This is a genomic window from Peteryoungia wuzhouensis (assembly GCF_003205195.1).
Classification (GTDB): domain Bacteria; phylum Pseudomonadota; class Alphaproteobacteria; order Rhizobiales; family Rhizobiaceae; genus Allorhizobium; species Allorhizobium wuzhouense.
The window spans coordinates 88,626-109,049 of record NZ_QJRY01000008.1 but is presented as its reverse complement, the minus strand read 5'-3'; the positions used below and the strand labels follow the sequence as shown (position 1 = coordinate 109,049).

Below are 20,424 nucleotides of genomic sequence, written 5' to 3'. Positions count from 1 at the left end.
CCAGATTTCCTTCCAACGCGGTCCGGGTGGCTGTTTGTCATCGGGACGTCGCGTATTTCGGCAAATGTGACGGCGTTGGGTCGTAGGTCGATTCTCTGCTGGAAGGGTCACGGATGCGCATTGTGATGATCGGTTCGGGATATGTTGGACTTGTATCCGGTGCCTGTTTGGCGGCACTGGGTCACGACGTCGTCTGTGTCGACAAGAGCCGCGACAAGATTGAAGCCCTGCAGGCCGGCAATGTTCCGATCTATGAACCAGGCCTGGAAATGATCATCGCTGACAACTGCGCCGCCGGTCGCCTGCGCTTTTCGGGCGATCTGGTGAGGCCCGTGGCCGCAGCCGATGCCGTCTTCATCGCCGTGGGGACACCGTCCCGACTGGTCGACGGTCACGCCGACCTCAGCCATGTCTATGCCGCCGCGCGCGAGATTGCGGCCGCTGCCACCGGTTTCACCGTTGTCGTGACCAAGTCGACCGTTCCTGTCGGCACGGGAGACGAGCTGGAGCGCATTTTCAGGGAAGAATTCCCGCAAAAGGACATTGCCGTCGTCTCCAATCCGGAATTCCTCCGGGAAGGGGCGGCCATTTCCGATTTCAGACGTCCGGATCGCATTGTGGTGGGATCGGACGACGAGCGGTCCACCGACGTCATGCGCAACGTCTACGAGGCGTTGAACCTCAAGGAGACGCCGCTTTATTTCTGCGAGCGCCGGACCGCTGAGCTGATCAAATATGCCTCCAACGCCTTTCTTGCGATGAAGATCACCTTCATCAACGAGATGGCCGACCTCTGCGAAGAGCTCGGCGCCGACGTGCAGAAGGTTGCCAAGGGCATGGGAATGGACCGCCGCATTGGCGACAAGTTCCTGCAGGCCGGTCCCGGATTCGGGGGATCCTGTTTCCCCAAGGATACGCTCGCCCTGGTCAAGACCGCGCAGGATTACGATCGGCCGCTGAAGCTGATCGAAACCACGGTCGCGATCAACGAAAACCGCAAACGCGCCATGGGGCGACGGGTCATTGCTGCCTGTGACGGCAGCGTGCGCGGCAAGCGCATCGGCGTTCTCGGCCTGACCTTCAAGCCCAACACGGACGACATGCGGGAGGCTCCCTCGATCGCCATTGTCCGCACCCTGCTTGACGGCGGTGCGGACGTGCATGTCTACGATCCCGCCGGCATGGAGGCTGCAAGAGCGGTCCTGGGCGCTGTCAAGTATCGGCGCAATGCCTACGAAGTCGCAGAAGGGGCCGAGGCGATTGTGCTTGTGACTGAATGGGACCAGTTCAAGTCGCTTGATCTCGCCCGCCTGAAGCAGGTGATGAAGTCTCCTATCGTCATAGATCTGCGCAATGTCTTTGACGAAGATGAGATGACCCGCCACGGCTTCTCGCTCGTGCCGATGGGGAAGCGTCCGCGCTCTGCCGATCCGGCCCGCACGCTGTTTCATGCGGTCCCGCCGGAACTTGCGTGGAATCCTCTCCTGTGGAGCGACGATGCGCCGACGGGCCACCTGGCCTGAGGCTTTCGGCTGAACGCGGACAGTCTTCCATCGTGACGCTTGACTTTCGCTGCCGTTCATCGCTGTGCTTTCTCCCTATTGAGACGGTGCATGGATTGACGGATGGGAATGAACGAGGCGGACTTAGCAGACACCGAGAACGCCAGGGGCGATGGGCCGCGCACACGCGGTTCCGGCACGGAAAGCGTCTATCAGGCGCTGCGCCACGAGATCCTGTCGATGGAACGTGCGCCCGGCAGCCCGCTCGATGAAACCCGGCTCTCCGAACGATTCGGCATGTCGCGCACGCCGATCCGTGAGGCCCTGCTGCGCCTGACCGCGGACGGCCTCGTGACCACGCTGCCCAATCGCAACACCATCGTCGCCACCATCGATTTTTCCAGCCTGCCGACCTATTTCGAAGCGCTCTGCCTGATGTACCGCGTCACCACGCGCGGCGCTGCCTTAAGGCAGGGCGACGCCTGGATGCAGGTGATCAGCGAGCGTCAGCGGGAATTCGCCGCCGCCGTCGAGGTCCAGGACGCCTTTGCCATGATCGAGGCGAACCGCGAATTCCACGTCGCCATCGCCGAGCGGGCAGGCAACTCCTACTACACGACCTTCTTCGCCCGCCTGCTGGACGAAGGGCGGCGTATCCTCAGGCTTTACTACTCGACCTTCGATGACCGTCTTCCCAAACGGTATGTCGAGGAGCACGAGGCGATGATCGCGGCCATCCGTGCCGGCGACGCCGAGGAGGCCGATCGGCTGGCAATCGCCCATGGCGAACAGATTGTCCGGCAGATCCAGGACTATGTTGCCCGCGATTTCGCCAAGGCAACCGCCATCACCGGTCTCTGACCGGTCCGCCATCCATAACCATCTGCCGGCCCCATGGTCGGAGTATCGAATGCATTTCTAAGGACACATCATGACGACCCAAACCCGCCCGCCGCTGATCTCCGATGCCGAACGTCTGCAGCGCCTTTCCGCGCTCCGCCAGGCGATGGCCGAGGCCCGTGTCGAGGCCGTGCTTCTCGGCTCCACCGAGAGCCTGCGGTATTTCACCGGTCTTGTCTGGCACCAGAGCGAGCGCTTGGTCGGCGCCGTCGTCTTGCCGGAAAGGCTTGTCTATATCGTCCCGGGCTTCGAGCAGAGCCGCGTCGAGACGCTGCCGCGCCTGGAAGGCGAGATTGCCGTCTGGCAGGAGGACGAGGATAGTGCAGCCCTGGTCGCATCGCTTCTCCCGCATGGCGGAAAGCTTGCCCTCGACGATGCGCTGCCGCTCTTCGTCTATCACGCGCTGGCCCGCGCGCTTGGATCGGAGCGGTTGGTGGACGGCACGCGCATGCTGCGCGACATCAGGCTGTGCAAGTCACCTTCCGAAATTGCCCTGATTCAGTATGCCATGGGTCTGACGCTTGAGGTCCACCGGCGCGCCCATGCCTTCATCCGTCCGGGCGTTGCCGCATCGGAGGTCGTGCGTTTCATCGATGCCGAGCACAAGGCGCTGGGTGCTGCCGGCGGGTCGAGCTTCTGCATCGTCTCCTTCGGTATCGCGACGTCGCTCCCGCATGGCGCGGACGGCGAGCAGCACTATACGCCCGGTGACGTGATCCTCGTCGACACCGGCTGCCGCATCGACGGCTACCATTCCGACCTCACCCGCACCTATGTGCTCGATGACCCGACCCCCGACTTCGCCCGCCACTGGGCGATCGAGCGGCAGGCCCAGCAGGCTGTCTTCGATGCAGCGGCCCTCGGCGCCACCTGCGGCAGTCTCGACGATGCCGCCCGTGCCGAAATCGCCCGCCACGGACTTGGGCCGGATTATCATTTGCCGGGCCTGCCGCACCGCGCCGGTCATGGCCTTGGCCTCGAGATCCACGAGGAGCCCTACATCGTGCGCGCCAACCAGACCCGGCTCAAGCCCGGCATGTGCTTCTCCAACGAGCCGATGATCGTTTTCCCCGATCGCTACGGCATCCGCCTGGAGGATCACATCCACATGACGCAGGAGGGGCCTCAGTGGTTTACCCAGCCGGCGAGCGGACCGGCGGAACCGTTTGCCTGATCCAGTCTTGCCTGTCGAAGCGGCGGGCGTTCTCGTCCGGCAGACGATACTGAAACGCGCCCCTTGCGCCTTGTCGACAATTTGTATATTGAGAATGCACCCACTCAAGAGGAGCTTCCCATGACCACCGGCTGGCACGGCGTTTTCCCCGCCGCAACGACTCAATTCCATGAAGACCTGTCCGTCGATATCGACGCGACGCAGCGCGTGCTCGATGCCCTCGTCAACGACGGCGTCAACGGCCTGATCGTCATGGGTACCTGCGGCGAGAACAACTCGCTCGACCCGGAAGAAAAGCGCACCATCCTGAAGGCAGCCGTCGAAGTCGTGAACGGCCGCGTGCCGGTCGTGACAGGCGTTTCGGAATTCGACACCCGCCGCGCCGCAGCTTACGCCCGTGATGCGGAAAAGATCGGCGCCGATGGCCTGATGGTCCTGCCGGCGATGGTCTATGTGCCCAAGCCCCAGGAACTCGTCGCCCACTTCAAGACGGTGGCCGAAGCAACCGGTCTGCCGATCATGCTCTACAACAACCCGCCGGCCTACCGCGTCAACATCGGTTCGGAAGTGCTCGAAGCCCTTGATGGCGTGAAGAACATCAAGGCCGTCAAGGAAAGTGCGCCGGATCCGCGCCGTTTCACCGATCTTCTCAACGCCTTTGGTGATCGCTACGACATCTTCGCCGGCTTGGACGACGTCGCCCTCGAAGGCCTGATGCTCGGCGCAAAGGGCTGGGTCTCTGGTCTCACCAGCGCCTTCCCGGCCGAATCCGTGGCGCTCGTCGCCGCTGCCGACCGTGGCGACTGGATGGAAGCCCGCCGCATCTACCGCTGGTTCATGCCGCTTCTGCATCTCGATGCCGAACACGACCTCGTGCAGTCGATCAAGCTGTCCGAGCAGATCATGGGCCGCGGTTCCGAGCGCGTGCGCATGCCGCGTTTGCCGCTTGAAGGCGCCCGCCGTGCCGAAGTCACGGCCATGGTCGAAAAGGCCGCAGCGACCCGTCCGATCGGCGGCAAGTAAGCTCTGCGACAAAGTCTGAAATTTGGCCCGCGTCCTCTCGGTCGCGGGCTTTTTTCGTCTTCCGAACCAAGGGGAGGGGGCGGGCAAGGGGCGCGCATTGAGCCGCAGCCTGCGTCTCTGCGACTTTTATAGGGGCAACCCGAATCGGCCGCTTGCATTTCCGTTGAATGTTAACGGAAGCCTTGCCATTGCAGGACCAATGTTCCCCATTCTTCTATCGTTCCTTCGAAGGCACATTCATGACGACTAAAAACACCTGGCGGGCGCGGCTGCGCTACGAGTTCGACAAGAGCATGGCGGGCGGTGCGATCGCCCTGATCGGCTGGCTGGCCCTGATTTCCCTGGTGGTGATCAGCCTGGCCGGCGCTTTCCTCGCGGTGACCGGCATTGCGCCTGAAGGCGGCGAGCCGGTGAGCTTCATCGAAGGCACCTGGGAATCGCTGATGCGGACCTTCGATGCCGGCACGATGGGCGGCGACCAGGGCTGGGGCTTCCGCCTCGTTGCCCTCGTGGTCACGCTTGCCGGTATCTTCGTCTTCTCCGCCTTGATCGGTGTCATCAGCTCGGGCCTCGAAAACAAGCTCGACGAATTGCGCAAAGGCCGCTCACGCGTGCTCGAAAGCGACCACACCATCATCCTCAACTGGTCGTCGTCGATCTTCGACGTCATCTCGGAACTTGTCATCGCCAATCAGAGCCGCAGGCGTCCGCGGATCGTCATCATGGCGAACAAGGACAAGGTGGAGATGGAAGACGAGATCGCCACCAAGGTGGGGGATCTCAAGAACACCAAGATCATCTGCCGCAGCGGCGATCCGACCGATCTCTACGATCTCTCCATCGTCAACCCGCACACCTCCCGCTCGATCATCGTTCTGTCGCCCGAAGACGAGGATCCCGACTCGCAGGTGATCAAGTCGGTGCTGGCGCTGGTCAACGATCCCGGCCGCCGGCCGGAGCCCTACATGATTGCGGCGGAAATCCGCGAAGCGCAGAACACCGAAGTCGCCCGCATCGTCGGCGGCAAGGAAATGCAGCTCGTGCTCGCCGACGACCTGATCTCGCGAATCGTCGTCCACACCAGCCGTCAGTCGGGCCTTTCGGCCGTTTATACCGAACTGCTCGATTTCGACGGCTGCGAGATCTACACGCTTGCCCAGCCGCAGCTCGAGGGCAAGCCCTTCGGCACGGCCGTTATGTCCTATGAAAACAGCACGCTCATCGGTGTCTGTGACGTGGAGGGCCACATCCACCTCAATCCGTCGCCGAATCGCCTCATCGGCCCCGGCGAGCGCCTGGTGATCATTGCGGAGGATGACGCCTCGATCCAGGTATGGTCCGGCGCCCCGCAGATCGCGCAGAGCGCGGTGCGCCCGCCGATCCGCCGCGAAATCCAGCCCGAGCGCACGCTGATCCTCGGCTGGAACCGTCGTGGTCCCGTCATCGCCACCGAGCTTGGCCGATACGTCGCCCCCGGTTCCGTGCTGACGATCGCGGCCAGTACGCCGGAATTCGAAGCCGATATCGCCGGCCTGGCGCTGCCCAATGGCAATATGACGGTCCAGCATCACGTCATCGACACCAGCAGCAAGGCGGCACTCGAAGCGCTGGACATCCCCTCCTACGACCACGTGCTGGTGCTGGGCTACAGTGACCACATGGCCATGCAATCGGCCGACACGCGCACCCTGATCACCCTGCTGCACCTGCGCAAGATCGCCGAGAGCGCCGGCCTCCACATCAACGTTGTGAGCGAGATGACCGATGTGCGCAACCGCGAGCTCGCCGAGGTCACGCGGGCCGACGATTTCGTCGTCAGCAACAAGCTGGTCAGCTTGATGCTGGCCCAGGCTTCCGAAAACGAGTTCATGGCGGCGATCTTCGATGAATTGCTCGATGTCGAGGGCTCGGAGATCTACATGCGTCCGATGAGCGATTACGTCGATATCGGCCAGCCGGTGAACTTCTTCACGGTCGCCCTCGCAGCGCTCCGCCGCGGCGAAATCGCCATCGGCCACCGCCGCCAGCGGGCAGGGGATGCAGATGAGCGCAATCTCGGAGGTGTGACCGTCAACCCGAGCCGCTCGGAGCTGATCGCCTATACGCCTGAGGACATGGTGATTGTGCTGGCGCAGGATTGAGGGGAGGCAGACCTCCTCCATGCCCTTGCAAAACGCGTGTCGATTGGTTGTGATGCAACCAGTCGACGAGGCGCTGGATTGTCCGGCCCTCCTTGAGGGGAGGCGGATATGGCATCCAAAGATAAAACCGACCGGCTGGCCGTCCTGATCGATGCCGAGAATACGTCCAGCAAGATTGCGGGCAGTCTCTTTGCGGAGATTGCCCGCCTTGGTGAGGCGAGCGTGCGCCGAATCTATGGGGACTTCTCCGCCCCTGGCCTCAAGGGCTGGACCGACACGCTCACCCGATACGCGATTGTCCCACAACAGCAATTTGCCTATACGGCCGGGAAAAATGCGTCCGACATCACGCTTGTGATCGACGCCATGGACCTTCTGCAGAGCAACCGATTCGACGGTTTCTGCCTCGTTTCCTCCGATAGCGACTTCACCAGGCTTGCTTCGCGGATTCGCGAGCAAGGTGCCGATGTCTACGGATTCGGGGAACAGAAGACGCCCGAGAGTTTCCGTCAGGCCTGCAGCCGGTTCATCTATACCGAACTTCTTCCTTCCGAGCCCTCTGCCGATGTCAGCCCAAAGCCGGTTCTCCCGGGAAGTCCTCCCAGCGCGGCCATTCCCATCATAAAGCGGGTTCTGGCTGACATAGACGGCGATGACGGCTGGGTAGCACTGTCTACCCTAGGCGCGCAGCTATCCAATCTGAAATCGGACTTCGATTCCCGCACCTACGGTTCGTCCAAACTGAGCGATCTGGTGAAAAAGACCGGCGCATTCGAGGTGGAGGCGGTAGAGGGCAAAGGCATCCGCGTCAGAACACGAAAACTCAAGCCGAAAAACAAAACTGACAGCTGAGGGAGAAAAATGGTGGGCGATGAGAGACTCGAAATCTCCAATGGATCGCGCTACCTGCTGAATTTATTGATGTTTTTTGCGCCGTTGCAAAAGTTTGTGTACCAGTGGCGTGGCCGTCGGTCAAGCGGTCGAACTTGGACGCCCTCAGCTTCCGAAAACGCTTTCCTCTGAGTTGAAGTTGGTCACAATTAACTCGGATGAGTCGAGGGGCATTTGGATGGCGCGTGACAGTGAGAAGCCTGTAGTTTTTGAGTACCTGTTTAATCGTAGGTATGACTGGGATACTGGAACGTTTACGCCACAGACTGTCACAAACAGTGAAATCCAAGACGCGATCATCGATCTTCAGCAGGACCAAGGCATCACACTGTCTACCGGAAATCCTGCAAACTTTCTGAAGGATTTTCTTCGAAGCCCCAACCGAAATGCTCAATGGCCAGCGGCGATAGCTGAAGTGGGCTACACGGCACGTCAATCTTATAGTGAGGGGCGTGTTTTCGATTTTGTACCCTATCCCTCGGGCCAGGTGCTCCCATTCCCAGACGATTTCACTCTGCCAGACGAGCCGGTGGTTCACAAAGTTGAAACCGTCTCACTGCCTTCTGTCGCGCGAGTGATGGGACGGGCGGACGAAGCGTGGCTCATACAGGTCTGCGTTCAGCAGCGAGTTCTGCAAACTCATTTTGCCTTGTACTCACCGCTGGATGTGGTCGACTTCTACCACCTTCAAAACTCGCTGAAAGGGGCACCCGAGATAGACGCACTTTTTCTCATGACCTTTCGTGCAGGAGAGGTGCTTCACAAAGCGCTGGTGACATTTGAAGCCAAGCGGGACGAACCTATCTTACCCGATCAGATAAGATCTCAGGTCGCTGCCATGGCGAAGAGGAGCCAGAAAGAAGCTGGGCTGCGGGATATCGACTTCATTGTACCAGTTGCAGCGAAGACCGTTCTTATCGACGCATCGAAGGTAATTGCGATTTTCGAGATGGAGGGGATCGCTACCCTAGACGCTGTGAAGGCTGGTCGCGAGAAGCTGGAGCACGAACTACCTCTGCAGATAATAAACGCCGTTGCCTACAGGCTAGAGCCACCGGTCGCGGGGATCTCAGGACCCTTGAATGGTAGACACAAGAAGCGCTGACCAACGCCGCCGCATCATGCAGTCGGTGAAACAGAAGGATACGGGGCCAGAGATCGCGGTTCGCAAAAAGCTGCACTCGCTCGGGTATCGCTTCCGGCTGCACGGGCGCACATTGCCGGGGCGGCCAGATCTGGTCTTTCCGTCGCGTAAGAAGGTCATCTTCGTGCATGGGTGCTTCTGGCATGGCCACGAATGCAGCAAGGGCGCACTGCCAAAGTCACGACTGGAATACTGGAAACCGAAGATCGAGGCCAACAAAACTAGAGACGAACGGAACGTAAACGAGTTAAAGAAGGCGGGCTGGGAGTCGCTGGTGCTTTGGCAATGCGAAGTCGCCCGACTCGATGAGGCCATCGACAGCATAGAACGGTTCTTAGGCCCTCCGGGCCGCCAAGGGAGTGCAGATTGAAATGACGAGACCGGTCGGTATCGATTTGTTTGCAGGAGCGGGCGGGCTGAGCTTGGGCTTCGAGCAAGCTGGTTTCGACGTGCTGGCAGCCGTGGAAATCGATCCGGTCCACTGCGCGGTTCACAAATTCAATTTCCCTGATTGTGCCGTCCTTCCTCGAAGCGTTTCCGCTCTGAGCGGTGCAGACATCCGGCGGGCTGCCGGTCTTCCTGCGGATGCCCAGGTCGATGTTGTGTTCGGCGGTCCTCCTTGCCAGGGTTTCTCGATGATCGGACAACGGTCCCTCGACGACCCGCGAAACCGTCTGGTCTATGACTTCGTCCGATTGGTCACCGAACTCGACGCAAAGTACTTCGTATTTGAGAATGTGAAGGGCCTGACGGTCGGACGGCAGAAGAAGTTCCTAGAGGAGATCGTCGAGGCGTTTCACGATGCCGGTTACGAGGTTCGTCTTCCGTGGAAGGTCTTCAATGCGAGTGAATTCGGTGTGCCGCAGCTCCGCGAGCGCCTGATCCTCATGGGTTGCAAGAAGGGGCTGAAGCTTCCGAGCTTCCCAGAGCCGACGACTAGAGGTGCGAAGGCTCGGACGTCGGATCTTCCTCCCGGCCCCACTGTGTCTGACGCTATTGGCGATCTTCCCGATGCTGATCTTTTCGCGGCGCTTGCCGACACTGACAAGGTTCCCGGCGTCAAGTTTGGATCGCCGAGCCTCTACGCTGCCGAGATGCGCGGCCTGACCAACGATGCGTGGCACTATGGTTATCGCAGAGAATGGGACCCCTCAGTCCTGACCTCATCGTGGCGCACCGACCACACGGAAATCTCTAAGCGGCGTTTCGCTGAGACTCCCTCAGGACAGAATGAGCCGATCAGCAGGTTCTACAAGCTCGATGCTCAGGGCGTGTCTAACACCCTTCGTGCGGGCACTGATGGCGCTCGCGGCGCGTTCACCAGTCCACGTCCAATTCACTACAAGCATCCTCGCTGCGTGACCGTCCGCGAGATGGCACGGTTGCACGGCTTCCCGGATTGGTTCCGCTTGCACTCCACCAAGTGGCATGGTGCTAGGCAGATCGGAAACTCTGTGCCGCCGCCGCTGGCAAGAGCTGTTGCGTCGCGGATCATAGCTGCACTTGGTATTGAGCCGACCAGACCGACAGAAGTCGTGAAGCTTGGGGACGAGGCGCTTCTCTACACCACGGTCAGCGAGGCTGCGAACCTGCTAGGTGTCGCTGCTCCGAAGACCAAGCGGGACAGAAACAGCAACATCAAAAAGCGGAAGCAGCACGAGACCGAAGCTGCACGTCTTGCTGCGCTTGGAGCGTCCACGGATGCCTAGTCCCTCCCGTGGGAATGTCTATCAAGACATCATCCAGCGGATCTTTAAAGACCGCCATGCTCGCGGCGTCGATAGCTTCGAGTTTGAGCGTTCGGACCTCGAAAGCACTGCTGCGGTCCTCGGGGTCGCTCTGCCGAAGAACCTTGGCGACGTAATCTACTCGCTTCGGTATCGAACGGGGTTTCCCCAGGCAATCTTGGACACGCAGCCCAAGGGCATGGAGTGGATTATCGAGGGGGCTGGAAGGGCGAGATATCGCTTCGTCTTGGTTCCTTTGAACCGGATCGTGCCTCGAACCGATCTCGTCACCATCGGTGTCCCTGACGGTACGCCTGAAATGATCCGCGCCTACGCCCTCGATGACGAACAGGCTCTGTTGGCAATTGTGCGATACAACAGACTGATCGACATTTTCTTGGGGCTCACCACGTACTCTCTCCAGAACCATCTTCGGACCACGGTGAAGGGTGTCGGGCAGATCGAGATCGATGAACTGTACGTCGGAATGGACCGTTACGGCTGCCACTATGCAATACCTGTGCAAGCCAAGGGCGGAACCGACCAGATCTCGGTGGTGCAGACAAAACAGGATCTGGCATGGTGCGCTCAGGCCTTCCCAGACATGAGAGCACGGGCGATCTCGGCGCAGTTCGTGGGAAGCGAGAAGGTCGCCTTGTTCGAACTTACGGTGGAAGATAATGCCGTGAAGGTCGTTGAGGAGCGGCATTACAAGCTCGTTCCCGCTGCCGACTTGGACCCCGCAGCCATCCGCAATTATCGCTAAGCTGTCATCCGTGCGCGATCTCGCGAGGGCGGGGCTGGGCGACCAAAAGACATTATCTCCCCCAGAAAGACTAAGCCGCTGTCTTTCCTTCCTTCAGCGCTCTGAAGACACTGGAACGACTCACTCCCAGCTCCTCAATGATTGCTTCGACGGTCTTGCCCTGAGAGCGCATCTCGCGAACTTTGTCAGCTTTGTTGCGAGCGGTCGGGGCTCTGCCACGATATTTGCCGTCTGCCTTGGCTTTGGCGATCCCTTCTCGCTGACGTTCCAGCATCAGTTCACGTTCGAACTCCGCGATAGACCCCAGCATGTTCAGCATCAGCTTGCCAGTTGGGGTCGATGTGTCGAGGTTCAGAGCCAAGATCTTCAACTCCACGCCCTTTGATCTCAGCTTGCCCATGATCTCCATCAGGTTGGCCATGGACCGTGCCAGACGGTCGAGCTTGGTGACGACCAGCGTGTCTCCTTCGCGGACATAGTCTAAGACGCGCTCCAGTTCCGGGCGCTTTGTATCCACCGACGATACCTGTTCCTGAAAGATCTTGGTGCATCCCGCCGCAGTCAGATCGCGGACTTGGCTTTCCAGTCCTGCAATCTGTTCGAGCGTAGAGGTGCGGGCGTAGCCGACGAGTGTCGAAGTCATTTGTCTCAGCTCCATGAGTGTCAATGAAGTTATTGATGTTGTGAGACTTTTAGTGTCAAAAGTAAATGCCCACTCTTGTGAGACTGTTTCTGCCATGGGTGGCGAGGTGCCACACAACCTAGGCCTTGTGGGACTGTGGCCTTGTGCCGTGAAAGAGGGGGCACTAAGTTGGCTGTCGCAGTTAGAGGACGGCGATGCGCGAACTACACCAACTCGTACCATCTGTTGATGAGTTCCTTATTCTGGAGCCCGAAGAACTGGCGCGGCCTGTTCTGAAGGCACTTCTGCTACGCTCATCCAATCAGCCGCACTTCAACAAAGGTAACTTAGTTGGAGAGCTCTGTACCCGCGAGCCTGGGGGCTACCCGTTGACGCATCAGGATGATGTTCAGTTGGCATTCATGGAAGCTTGGGTCTTTCTTCAGTCGACCGGGCTTGTGGTGCCCGTTCCTGGCACTAACGGCCAGAATGGTTGGGAGCGGCTTTCCAGGCGTGGGCTGCGCGTGGCGCAGGATCCCGACGTGAACGAATTTCGCGCTCAGCTACAATTTCCCCGACACCTGATACATCCTCGTATCGTAGACGCCGTCTGGCCACTGTTCCTGCGCGGACAGTATTCAGCAGCAGTGTTTCAGTCCATGCGCGAGGTCGAGATTTTCACAAGAGAGGCTGGTGGCTTTCCTGCAGAAGAGCATGGCTTGAGGCTTATGCGGGCGGCATTTCACAAAGATAACGGCCCACTACGGGACCAGTCACTTCCAGATCAAGAGCGTGAGGCGTTGGCAAATCTCGTTAGCGGTGCAATGGGCGTCTATAAGAACCCACATTCACATCGACACGTTGAGATGACCGACCCTGTGGAAGCCATTGAGATGATCATTTTGGCTAGCCACATCCTACGCATTATCGACGCCCGCAAGGGCGGATAAGCAGCGTTCTGGCCATGCCTTCGCTTGGTCCTCGAACTCAGCCTAAGCGCCCTCGGCCAGTAAGGTAACGAGTGGTGCAGGACCCGGGGATATCGCTCGTCTCTGATTAGAGACATCCCCTCGAACATATAGCACCTACCAAACATTCGGGACTTCCCTTCGCTGGCCCTGAAACGACGCTTTAGGTTCCTCGCGATGCGCGCACGTGTGTCTTTGAGGGTCAGCGCGAGGTTCAGGTCGCAGCCAAGGCCACCGGCGAGGCGGGTAAGAAGGTCTGCAAGAGGCACCCCAGCCTCGACTTTCGCTACAATCGCGGTCCCATCATAGCGACGGCACAGCTTACATTTGTCAGAAAAGATATAGACCTTACTGCCCTTCAGTTCTTTGGAGACTAACGCGCCCCGATATCGCGACATGGTCGGCCCTTTGAGGCCACCGCATATGCTCTGGTTTAAGTCGAGTGGTTGCCGCCACTGCTCGATGTGGCGCAAAGCGGTGCTTAGGGGAAGGATACAGAGCCGCGTCAAAGTTTTTGCGCGATGCTGTCTCACTTGTTGCTAACCATCTACTTGCGGTGGCTGAAGCTTTGCGCAGAACGCATATTGTGAGATGTCTTGTCGCTACCAGCTATCGTCCAGCCACACTCAACAAAGCAGTCCGACCCAGTAAGGAATAAAGATGCTCACTGTAAAATCTGTTCCGCTTCCATCTGCGATCTACTCGCGGCAAGGCTTGCAGAAAATGATGGTGACGCTTGCACAAATTGTTCGCGAGCATGGAGAAATTGAACTCGCACAATTGTCTAAGGCCCCCGATCAAACGGATGAGCAGTTCGCTAACTTCAAAAACGAGATGCGCACCAGGGTCTTCAAGATCGCTGCAATTGCGACTTACGATGACGGCACTTCAATACAGGGTGACGACCCCGCTCTGTTGGACCGCGCTGACGAAACGCCGCTTCTGTCCACCTTCTATGTCTCCAATATTCAGCCCTTCAAGCAAAACTTGAATACAGAGCCTGATGAAAGGTTCGAGTTATTTCTGGACTTCCGTTTTCCGCCACTTTTCGACCCGGACAGGCTGGTCTCTAGCCCTACGGAGAATTACTCGCGTCTGACAATCAATGGGTTCAGAGGAAGCTGGGAAGCAGGAATAGAAAAAGCTGTGCGAAGCCAGATACTGCGTATCCGCCCCGTCCGTACATTCATACACGGGCCATTTATCTACGATCTATTTTTGATGCTTCTGGGCTTTCCCTTTGCCTTCTACTGCTGCTGGCTTCTGAGCAGCGAAATCAAGCGGCTCACAACGGATATGCACTTCATCGTGGCTGCTGGTGCATATACTTACGTTGCGCTAGGAGCAGTGTGGGTCTACCGGTTTTTGTTCAGCTACACAAAATGGGCCTTCCCGTTAGTTGAGTTAAAGGAACAGGGCACACGACCGGCGCTCCACCGGAAGGTATGGTGGGGACTGGTGGCTCTCATCTCGGGTAAACTTTTCTGGGATCTGGTCGATCCGCTTCTGTCTCTCCGGCCCCTTCTTGGGCTTTCATGACGTAAATCCTGCCTCCACACCCAACCCTTGTGTACGCCCTCGGGCAGCCCACTAAGCCCAGGCAGCCCCGGTTTGATAGAGGTCTCCGGTCGCAGCTCTCGGTCGATTGAGGCGGTGTGGCTTGCTCCCCCGAGAGCGCCATGGTCTGATCTATCTGAGGTCGAAGACATTGGACGACAGGATGAAGTGGCAGGACTTAACTGACGAGCAGCTCTTTGAGACTGGTGGTGAACAACCCGGATCGCAACGCTCGTATGAACGTGAATTGGAAATTCGCCGGAGAGCCTACCTGTTGGAAAAGAGAGTAGCAGAAGCTCAGATCGAGGCAGCCAATTCTCAGCAGCTTGCAGCGACTGCCACCGTTCGAACTGCAAGCTGGACGATGTACTCTGCTCTGGCTGTTGCCGTCTCAGTGGTCGTTGCGGTGATCGGCCTTCTATTGTGACCCCCACCGGGGGGACTGGCGCATCTATTCATCTGATCTTGGGGTCTCAGATTTTTGCAACAAACATTCTGACCCTCTAGACGCCGACTCCAGGGCCTCGCTAAGTTTTCTCTGCAATGCAGATTAGGGAGTACCGCATGGAGAATAACAGGAAGGTCGATTTCGATAAGGGACCGTTTGGGTTGCCGATTGCAGGACTCACTGCAATCATGACTCTGGGCTCGCTCCCGGTCTCATGGCTCTTGGAAGCGATGAATATCATTCGCCCAGGCTTCGATGGAGACACGAACTGGGGGCCAACCTACTTGATGGGGACTGCGGGGATCTTGATCGAGTGGGGCTATCTTCGCTGGAAGCAGAAGAAGAGGCTCGACAGCGAGGAGTGAACAAAGAATGCCCTCGTGGTCTCCAGCGATGATGACGAAGACCAATGGGCCGACTTTTCGGGCGATTGTCACGCCTCACTCTCTGGTCGGAATGTTCGATGGTCGTAAGACCAGAGAACCCAGAGATTGGACGTGACGATGGACTGAGGAGGGAATGAACATGGATGGTCGATCCTCATTGCCCTCCTCGAAGCCCACCTTCTGCAGCGCTATAGTTCTCGTTTGCTATCTATAACTATGGGTATGGACGAGAAAATGGGACACTCATCCCGCCCTCTGCTCGATCGCCTTCACCAGCCGTGAGACTGTCTGCTTCGGCCACCCCGTCTGCCTCACGACAGAAGCTTGGGTCTGGCCAGCAGCCAGAAGTTCACGGATGACCTGTGTCTTCGTCTCCACCTTCCTGGGCCTCGGACCCTTGGTCTTCATCTGCTCCGTCAGGGCAGCGCGGGCAGCAGCCTGTCCTTCCGGCGTGATGAGGACGCATTGGTTCTTCCTGCCTCCGTGGTCGAAGGTGATGGGGATGACAAGACCATCTTCCACCCCCTCACGGGTCACCTGAGGAACGCGCTCATACCGGGGCTTGGTCACCTCCGGTGCGCAGATCATCGGGACTTCCTTCGTCGTCAGGACACGGACCACGGCTCCGATCTTCTCCAGGGCATCGGTCACCTTCTGGGACGACAGACCGAGTTGGTCGGAGAGTTTCGAGATGGTCAGGCATCCTGTGACGATCTCCCCCGTGAGGGGGTTGATAATCTCACCGCGCTTGCGTCTGGCTGCGTAGGGGAAGCCACGACCATCATCGCTGGGGACGAAGGTCAAAGGCTTCCCTCCACGGGCAATCGCGGCTTCTCTCTGGGCAGCGATCCACGCTGCGAAGTCAGCCACGGAGCGACCTCTTGGCCGCGCCCTCGGAGCGAGTCAGGTTGGCTTTGCGAAGGTCGAGGCGATCACCGCTGCGATACTGGACGACCTGTCCTCTTCCTGCCCTCATGATATGTCGAGCAACAGGGACGGTATTTCCAAAGCGCGGGTGGCGCACGGAGACGTAGTTCCGCCCGTTGCCGTTGCCGCTCAGGAACCAGTTCAGCGACAGGCCTTCGGCCACGAGGCGGTCGAAATCATCCCGGTCGATGGTGACCGAGGAACCGCAGTTGAGGGTGACGAAGACCTTCAGGCCGTCTTTGGAGAAGCGGATGGGACGTTTGGTTTCGATTGGGTTATGCATGTGAAGGTCTCATGATTGGTTGCGTTGCAGAGCGTCCTGCGCTCTCAGAACCCGCCCCTCCCGTCCGCTGCCGGGGCCTGTGAAGGGGACACACGCGCACACGCCAGCGACCACCACGGACCTTCACGAACACGGAAGGCGCGGGCGGTGCAGCGATGGACAGGGACTGGAGGGGGACGAGAAGGGCGGGTCGTGAGAGAGCAGCTTGGGGGCGCTGCCGGTCACTGACGGGCTGTCATGGGGATGTCTCCTCAGTTTTGAGGCAACATAAAAAGCTCCCTCGGCAGCCCCCATGCGCCAGCAAACTGGAGCGATGAGGGCCGACCGAGGGCTAGGCTGTCAGGAACATGGCATGAAGAGCCCATCTCCCGGATGTCGGGGACGGATGGCCGGAGTGGCTGCGCTTCTTTCACCATAGGTGGTGGGTAACCGATGGAGACCAGGACGGCGACGAGTGACGCCCCGGCTGCGGATTATTCCTTATGGCAGGGGGAATTCCGTTCGTGCCGGTGAAGCCCATGGCGGTGAAAGCATCGCGGGTCATCTCGAAGTAGTGATCGGTTTGGCCGTTCTGTCGGTTATCGTAGGGGGGGCTGCTGAAAATCCAGCACACCCATAACATCTCAATGCGCTCAAAATTGAGTGCAATGGATGGCTCGTCCAGCTACATCCAGCGGTCCACGATGCGGGCGCGGAGGGCGACCGAGTAACCGGAGACAAGGATCATGGTCTCGCGCTTGGGGAGATTGAAGCAGGGACGCTGCTCTCCTTTGGCGTCGATGTAGACCGAACCAAATTTGGATTGGTCGGCATTCAGATCCTCAAGCATGGAGCGGATGTCTCTCATGACATGGGTGTGAAGCTTACCGGTCAGCTCTGCGATCTCGCGGCTGGACATGGTGAGGACGGAGGGGGGTGGAGAGTACGGTGAGGTTGGGGCTGCTGCCGTCAGGCCAGCGTTGCGGCACTCAACCATTTTGTTGACTCCCTCCGCCGAGCTTGGCTGTGGCCAATCACCCCTGCGCAAAAACACGCAAGCCCCGCCAGATGGACCAGCAGGGCTCCTCTATCACATCTCAGACCGCTGCCGTCTCTGCGGCCCTTCTGGTCTTCCTGACGAAATCCCAGCGCCTCAACTTGCCGTCTGGGTTTTCGAACCAGTGGCGACGGTCAAAGGCGAACTCGAAACTGTTGGTCTCCAAGGCGAAGTCGAGGAAGCCTAGGATTTCGATTTTAAGTTTGAAGCGTCTGATGCTGAATGCGATTTCCATGTCAGTCCGTAGTCATGCTGTTGCGAAGGGTCACGTTCCGGCCAGAACGTGCATGGAATAACGCAGCCAAGAGTCATGCGTCAAGTCAGAAAAGAATTCAAAATCATATGGATAGTTGACAAGGTGGATGGATCGGAGGCGGTGGAAATTGAGATGGAATGCGGTTGGCAACCCGTGTGGTTTTTGGATGCGATCCATCCGATATCGCGGCTTCATGTGATCGAAGAGGCCAAGGACTGTGAAGTGGGTCACTCGATAGGTCCCTGACCTGAGGTCAAAAAGGGAATTGCTTATGGCAAGGGTCCTTGGTGCGTGGCCTCCAAAGATGTTTGGAGCTACAGCTCAAGAAGGTGGTAGAGCAAAATGTTTTTGGGGTGACGAGGTGGATCAGAAGAGCATTGAGGCCGTTGGCTTCATGAAGGTCGGGGAATTCATGTGGCACTGGATCAGGCTAGAGGAAGCCGTGAACACTGCACTCTGCTGCACGTCCTAGGAGTGTCCGAGCAGCACAAGAGCCTATTGAAACACTTCATAAGCTTCAGCTCTGCTCTAGGCATCATCGAGACCGCGATACCAGTCGCATTCCAAGCAGAACCCCTTCGCAAGACCATGGCAGAGACGGTTCACGAGGTTCGGAAGATGTACTCTCACCGCAACACCGTGGCGCACTCACTGTTCGGCCCTATCGAGGGGAAGAAGGGCGTCGCATTTTGGGACTACAAGGCGAAGAAGGAAGTCAAACTGGTGGAGTCCTTCTGGTCGTTTGAAGACTTCGACGAAAAGATGCGAGAAATGGAGTCACTCGAGACGCGCGTAAAAAACTTGGGTCGGATGATAGGGGACCAATCGAAGTTCATCGAACAATTCCTTGCAGAGAAGGGGCATCGCCCCGGACCGCTGGCCGAGTTTTTTATTCCATGGCCTGACGGCTCGGGTCAGAAATAGCTCCCGATCATCAGATTGAATTGCTTATGGCAGGGGTAATTTTGCTATGAGCGACGGCACATCGATTGAGTTTGGTTCTTCACGCCTCCAAGTCGATCCTTGGCACCTTCGCCATCTCCTTCGCCAGCCCTTGGAGCAGCACTTGGCTGCGGCCATAGCCTTCGTCTGACGCGCCTGTGGTGCGCCCCGTCATATAGAGACGAGCTTTGTCAATAACGCCTCCAGCTACACACAGATCTTCGAAGAGGTGACGCCATCCGTGGTTAGGTGCCAGCTCGGCACGTTTGATGCCAACTTCACCCCGCAGCCATTCTGAGATATTCGGCTGGGACCGAGGCGGGAACATGCGCTTTCCGGCTGGGCAGGATTTGACGAAGTCGATCAGTCCTTCGTCGATGAGGGCAGGGTGGACGGGCACCTTCCGGATGCTGTTCCTGTTTTTCAGGGACTTTCCGCCCTTGGTCGTCAATTGGAAGAACCAGTCGTCACCGACTTGGAAGAAGTCATCGCGCCGAAGCTGAGCAACTTCATTGATACGCGCACCTGAGTAGGCGCACATCCACGGAAGCCAGCGGAGCTCCGGCTTATTTTCCTTCCTCGCTGCGAGAAGAGTGGCGCGGGCTTCGTCCAGGGTGAAGGTCCGGTCCTCACTCGCCACCGGGGCGGCTTCAGGCGCTTGTACGTGCTGTAGGGGATGAAAATCTGGAAACAGCCCGCCCAAGGTCTGCTTCCTGACCCATTCGACCATCGTCTTTAGGTTTTGAATGCGCTGTTTGACAGTATTGTTCGACAGCTTGCCATCCGCCAACATCGCCCGTTTCCATCGGTCGGCTTCTTGTGCCGTCACGGTGCTGATCAGGTCACTGCCACGAAAGGCAACGAACTCCGCAGCAGTAAGCCGGAACTTCCTGACCGTTGCTTCCCTGAGCGGCGCTGCATCCTTACCAGCGGCCTTGTTCGACACCTGAGTATTGATGACACTCTCAAACGTCAGTCCGTCGGTGGATCGCTCACTGGCGGCGCTGCTTGTCTTAGGGTTCACGATGTCCAAAGGTGGGTACTTCGCCGCCCCGGTGTCTGGTGAGTAGTCCCCCTCAGCTCGCCTGAGGGTCACCATGGCTGCATCGTCGAGACTATCCACAACGAGTTCGAGGAGACGTGATCGCTGTTCGGGATACAGTTGGACGCACTGGTGAGCGAGGAAAGCGTCGACCATCGGCCCGAAGCGCTTAGTGAGCCCTGCAGCCTTTCGCGACTCACCACCGATAGCGAGAGGGTTAACCTTCCCGACCCTCGCTGCTGCGTTCATGTCCAACACACTCATCCACTTTGCAGGGCTTCCCGGCTCGTCTTCGAAGGCAGCAACGAAGACGTTTCTGAGGGCACCGGCGAGGGCGACCAACTGCTTGTGAGTGAGTCGCTCCACGGGCTTTCGCTGCATCGCCCAATAGCGTTGGAGGAAGTCGTACGTCTCGGAGAAACGGACCTTGGCCGTGGCTGCTTTCGCGGTCTCCAGTGAGACCTTCACGAACTCGCCTATGCGGACCTCACGGGGGCGACCATCGACAGGGACGGTCACGGTCACGCCTTTGAGGCGATCCTTCAGATCGGAGGGGACGCGAACTCGGAGATAGTAGTTGGGGCCAATCCTGATCGGAGTAGGCATCGACAGACCCATGTGTACCACCCTTGTGTACCAAGACAGGGGGAGCATACGTCAATAAATTCAGATTGTTCAGGCATCTCAAC

20 protein-coding genes and 1 pseudogene are annotated in these 20,424 nt (G+C 58.6%); 15 read left to right on the top strand and 6 right to left on the bottom strand.

The genetic code is table 11. The annotated features are described in order from the left end of the window. The first annotated feature begins 113 nt into the window (after window positions 1–113). The 10 genes from DMY87_RS19950 (at window position 114) to DMY87_RS19905 (ending at window position 11,268) form a co-directional block, all read left to right on the top strand. On the top strand, window positions 114–1,523 hold the full coding sequence (locus DMY87_RS19950) for a UDP-glucose dehydrogenase family protein (protein ID WP_110793384.1): 1,410 nt from the start codon (window positions 114–116) through the stop codon (window positions 1,521–1,523). Window positions 1,524–1,625: 102 nt separating this feature from the next. Continuing rightward, complete coding sequence (locus DMY87_RS19945; RefSeq protein WP_110793383.1) at window positions 1,626–2,363, top strand: GntR family transcriptional regulator; 738 nt, start codon at window positions 1,626–1,628, stop codon at window positions 2,361–2,363. 70 nt (window positions 2,364–2,433) lie between these two features. Then, window positions 2,434–3,576: a M24 family metallopeptidase gene (locus DMY87_RS19940; RefSeq protein WP_110793382.1), complete on the top strand. Its 1,143-nt coding sequence runs from the start codon at window positions 2,434–2,436 to the stop codon at window positions 3,574–3,576. Window positions 3,577–3,696: 120 nt separating this feature from the next. Then, window positions 3,697–4,599, top strand: a complete 903-nt coding sequence (locus DMY87_RS19935; RefSeq protein WP_110793381.1) for a dihydrodipicolinate synthase family protein — start codon at window positions 3,697–3,699, stop codon at window positions 4,597–4,599. Between the two features lie 239 nt (window positions 4,600–4,838). After that, a complete protein-coding gene (locus DMY87_RS19930; protein ID WP_110793581.1) occupies window positions 4,839–6,740 on the top strand; it encodes a CASTOR/POLLUX-related putative ion channel in 1,902 nt (633 codons plus the stop codon). Window positions 6,741–6,848: 108 nt separating this feature from the next. Continuing rightward, entirely contained in the window at window positions 6,849–7,592 is a 744-nt protein-coding gene (locus DMY87_RS19925) for an NYN domain-containing protein (RefSeq protein ID WP_110793380.1), read from the top strand. Window positions 7,593–7,809: 217 nt separating this feature from the next. After that, window positions 7,810–8,736, top strand: coding sequence for a hypothetical protein (locus DMY87_RS19920; protein WP_110793379.1), 927 nt, complete (start codon window positions 7,810–7,812; stop codon window positions 8,734–8,736). Then, a complete protein-coding gene (locus DMY87_RS19915; protein WP_110793378.1) occupies window positions 8,714–9,145 on the top strand; it encodes a very short patch repair endonuclease in 432 nt (143 codons plus the stop codon). Before DMY87_RS19920 ends, DMY87_RS19915 begins: the two co-directional genes overlap by 23 nt. Before the next feature lies 1 nt (window position 9,146). Continuing rightward, complete coding sequence (locus DMY87_RS19910; protein ID WP_110793377.1) at window positions 9,147–10,484, top strand: DNA cytosine methyltransferase; 1,338 nt, start codon at window positions 9,147–9,149, stop codon at window positions 10,482–10,484. Next, entirely contained in the window at window positions 10,477–11,268 is a 792-nt protein-coding gene (locus DMY87_RS19905) for an endonuclease (RefSeq protein WP_110793376.1), read from the top strand. Before DMY87_RS19910 ends, DMY87_RS19905 begins: the two co-directional genes overlap by 8 nt. Before the next feature lie 70 nt (window positions 11,269–11,338). Here the strand turns inward: DMY87_RS19905 and DMY87_RS19900 are convergent, their stop codons facing one another. Next, window positions 11,339–11,911, bottom strand: coding sequence for a recombinase family protein (locus DMY87_RS19900; RefSeq protein WP_110793375.1), 573 nt, complete (start codon window positions 11,909–11,911; stop codon window positions 11,339–11,341). Between the two features lie 194 nt (window positions 11,912–12,105). Between DMY87_RS19900 and DMY87_RS19895 the strand changes: the two genes are divergently transcribed. The 4 genes from DMY87_RS19895 to DMY87_RS19880 all read left to right on the top strand — a co-directional run bounded on the left by DMY87_RS19895 (window position 12,106) and on the right by DMY87_RS19880 (window position 15,228). After that, window positions 12,106–12,840, top strand: a complete 735-nt coding sequence (locus DMY87_RS19895) for a TIGR02391 family protein (protein ID WP_110793374.1) — start codon at window positions 12,106–12,108, stop codon at window positions 12,838–12,840. Between the two features lie 678 nt (window positions 12,841–13,518). After that, window positions 13,519–14,397, top strand: coding sequence for a hypothetical protein (locus DMY87_RS19890; protein WP_110793373.1), 879 nt, complete (start codon window positions 13,519–13,521; stop codon window positions 14,395–14,397). 181 nt (window positions 14,398–14,578) lie between these two features. Further along, the gene (locus tag DMY87_RS19885) at window positions 14,579–14,842 is read left to right on the top strand and encodes a hypothetical protein (RefSeq protein WP_110793580.1); all 264 of its coding nucleotides are present in this window, start codon (window positions 14,579–14,581) and stop codon (window positions 14,840–14,842) included. A gap of 137 nt (window positions 14,843–14,979) precedes the next feature. Then, window positions 14,980–15,228, top strand: a complete 249-nt coding sequence (locus tag DMY87_RS19880; protein ID WP_110793372.1) for a hypothetical protein — start codon at window positions 14,980–14,982, stop codon at window positions 15,226–15,228. 264 nt (window positions 15,229–15,492) lie between these two features. Here the strand turns inward: DMY87_RS19880 and DMY87_RS19875 are convergent, their stop codons facing one another. The 4 genes and pseudogenes from DMY87_RS19875 to DMY87_RS19860 all read right to left on the bottom strand — a co-directional run bounded on the left by DMY87_RS19875 (window position 15,493) and on the right by DMY87_RS19860 (window position 17,730). Beyond that, window positions 15,493–16,119 carry a hypothetical protein gene (locus DMY87_RS19875; protein ID WP_110793371.1) on the bottom strand — a complete coding sequence of 209 codons (627 nt, stop codon included), beginning with the start codon at window positions 16,117–16,119 and terminating at the stop codon, window positions 15,493–15,495. Beyond that, window positions 16,112–16,459: a hypothetical protein gene (locus DMY87_RS19870; RefSeq protein WP_110793370.1), complete on the bottom strand. Its 348-nt coding sequence runs from the start codon at window positions 16,457–16,459 to the stop codon at window positions 16,112–16,114. Before DMY87_RS19870 ends, DMY87_RS19875 begins: the two co-directional genes overlap by 8 nt. 670 nt (window positions 16,460–17,129) lie before the next feature. Continuing rightward, a pseudogene (locus DMY87_RS19865) lies at window positions 17,130–17,357 on the bottom strand (Rha family transcriptional regulator); the annotation flags it as partial. A 178-nt stretch (window positions 17,358–17,535) separates the two neighbouring features. Beyond that, a complete protein-coding gene (locus DMY87_RS19860) occupies window positions 17,536–17,730 on the bottom strand; it encodes a hypothetical protein (RefSeq protein ID WP_110793368.1) in 195 nt (64 codons plus the stop codon). Between the two features lie 435 nt (window positions 17,731–18,165). Between DMY87_RS19860 and DMY87_RS19845 the strand changes: the two genes are divergently transcribed. Next, window positions 18,166–18,675, top strand: a complete 510-nt coding sequence (locus DMY87_RS19845) for a hypothetical protein (protein WP_133253046.1) — start codon at window positions 18,166–18,168, stop codon at window positions 18,673–18,675. A gap of 79 nt (window positions 18,676–18,754) precedes the next feature. On the opposite strand, the gene DMY87_RS19840 is transcribed toward DMY87_RS19845, so the two are convergent. Further along, complete coding sequence (locus DMY87_RS19840) at window positions 18,755–20,353, bottom strand: site-specific integrase (RefSeq protein ID WP_133253045.1); 1,599 nt, start codon at window positions 20,351–20,353, stop codon at window positions 18,755–18,757. Window positions 20,354–20,424: the final 71 nt, after the last annotated feature.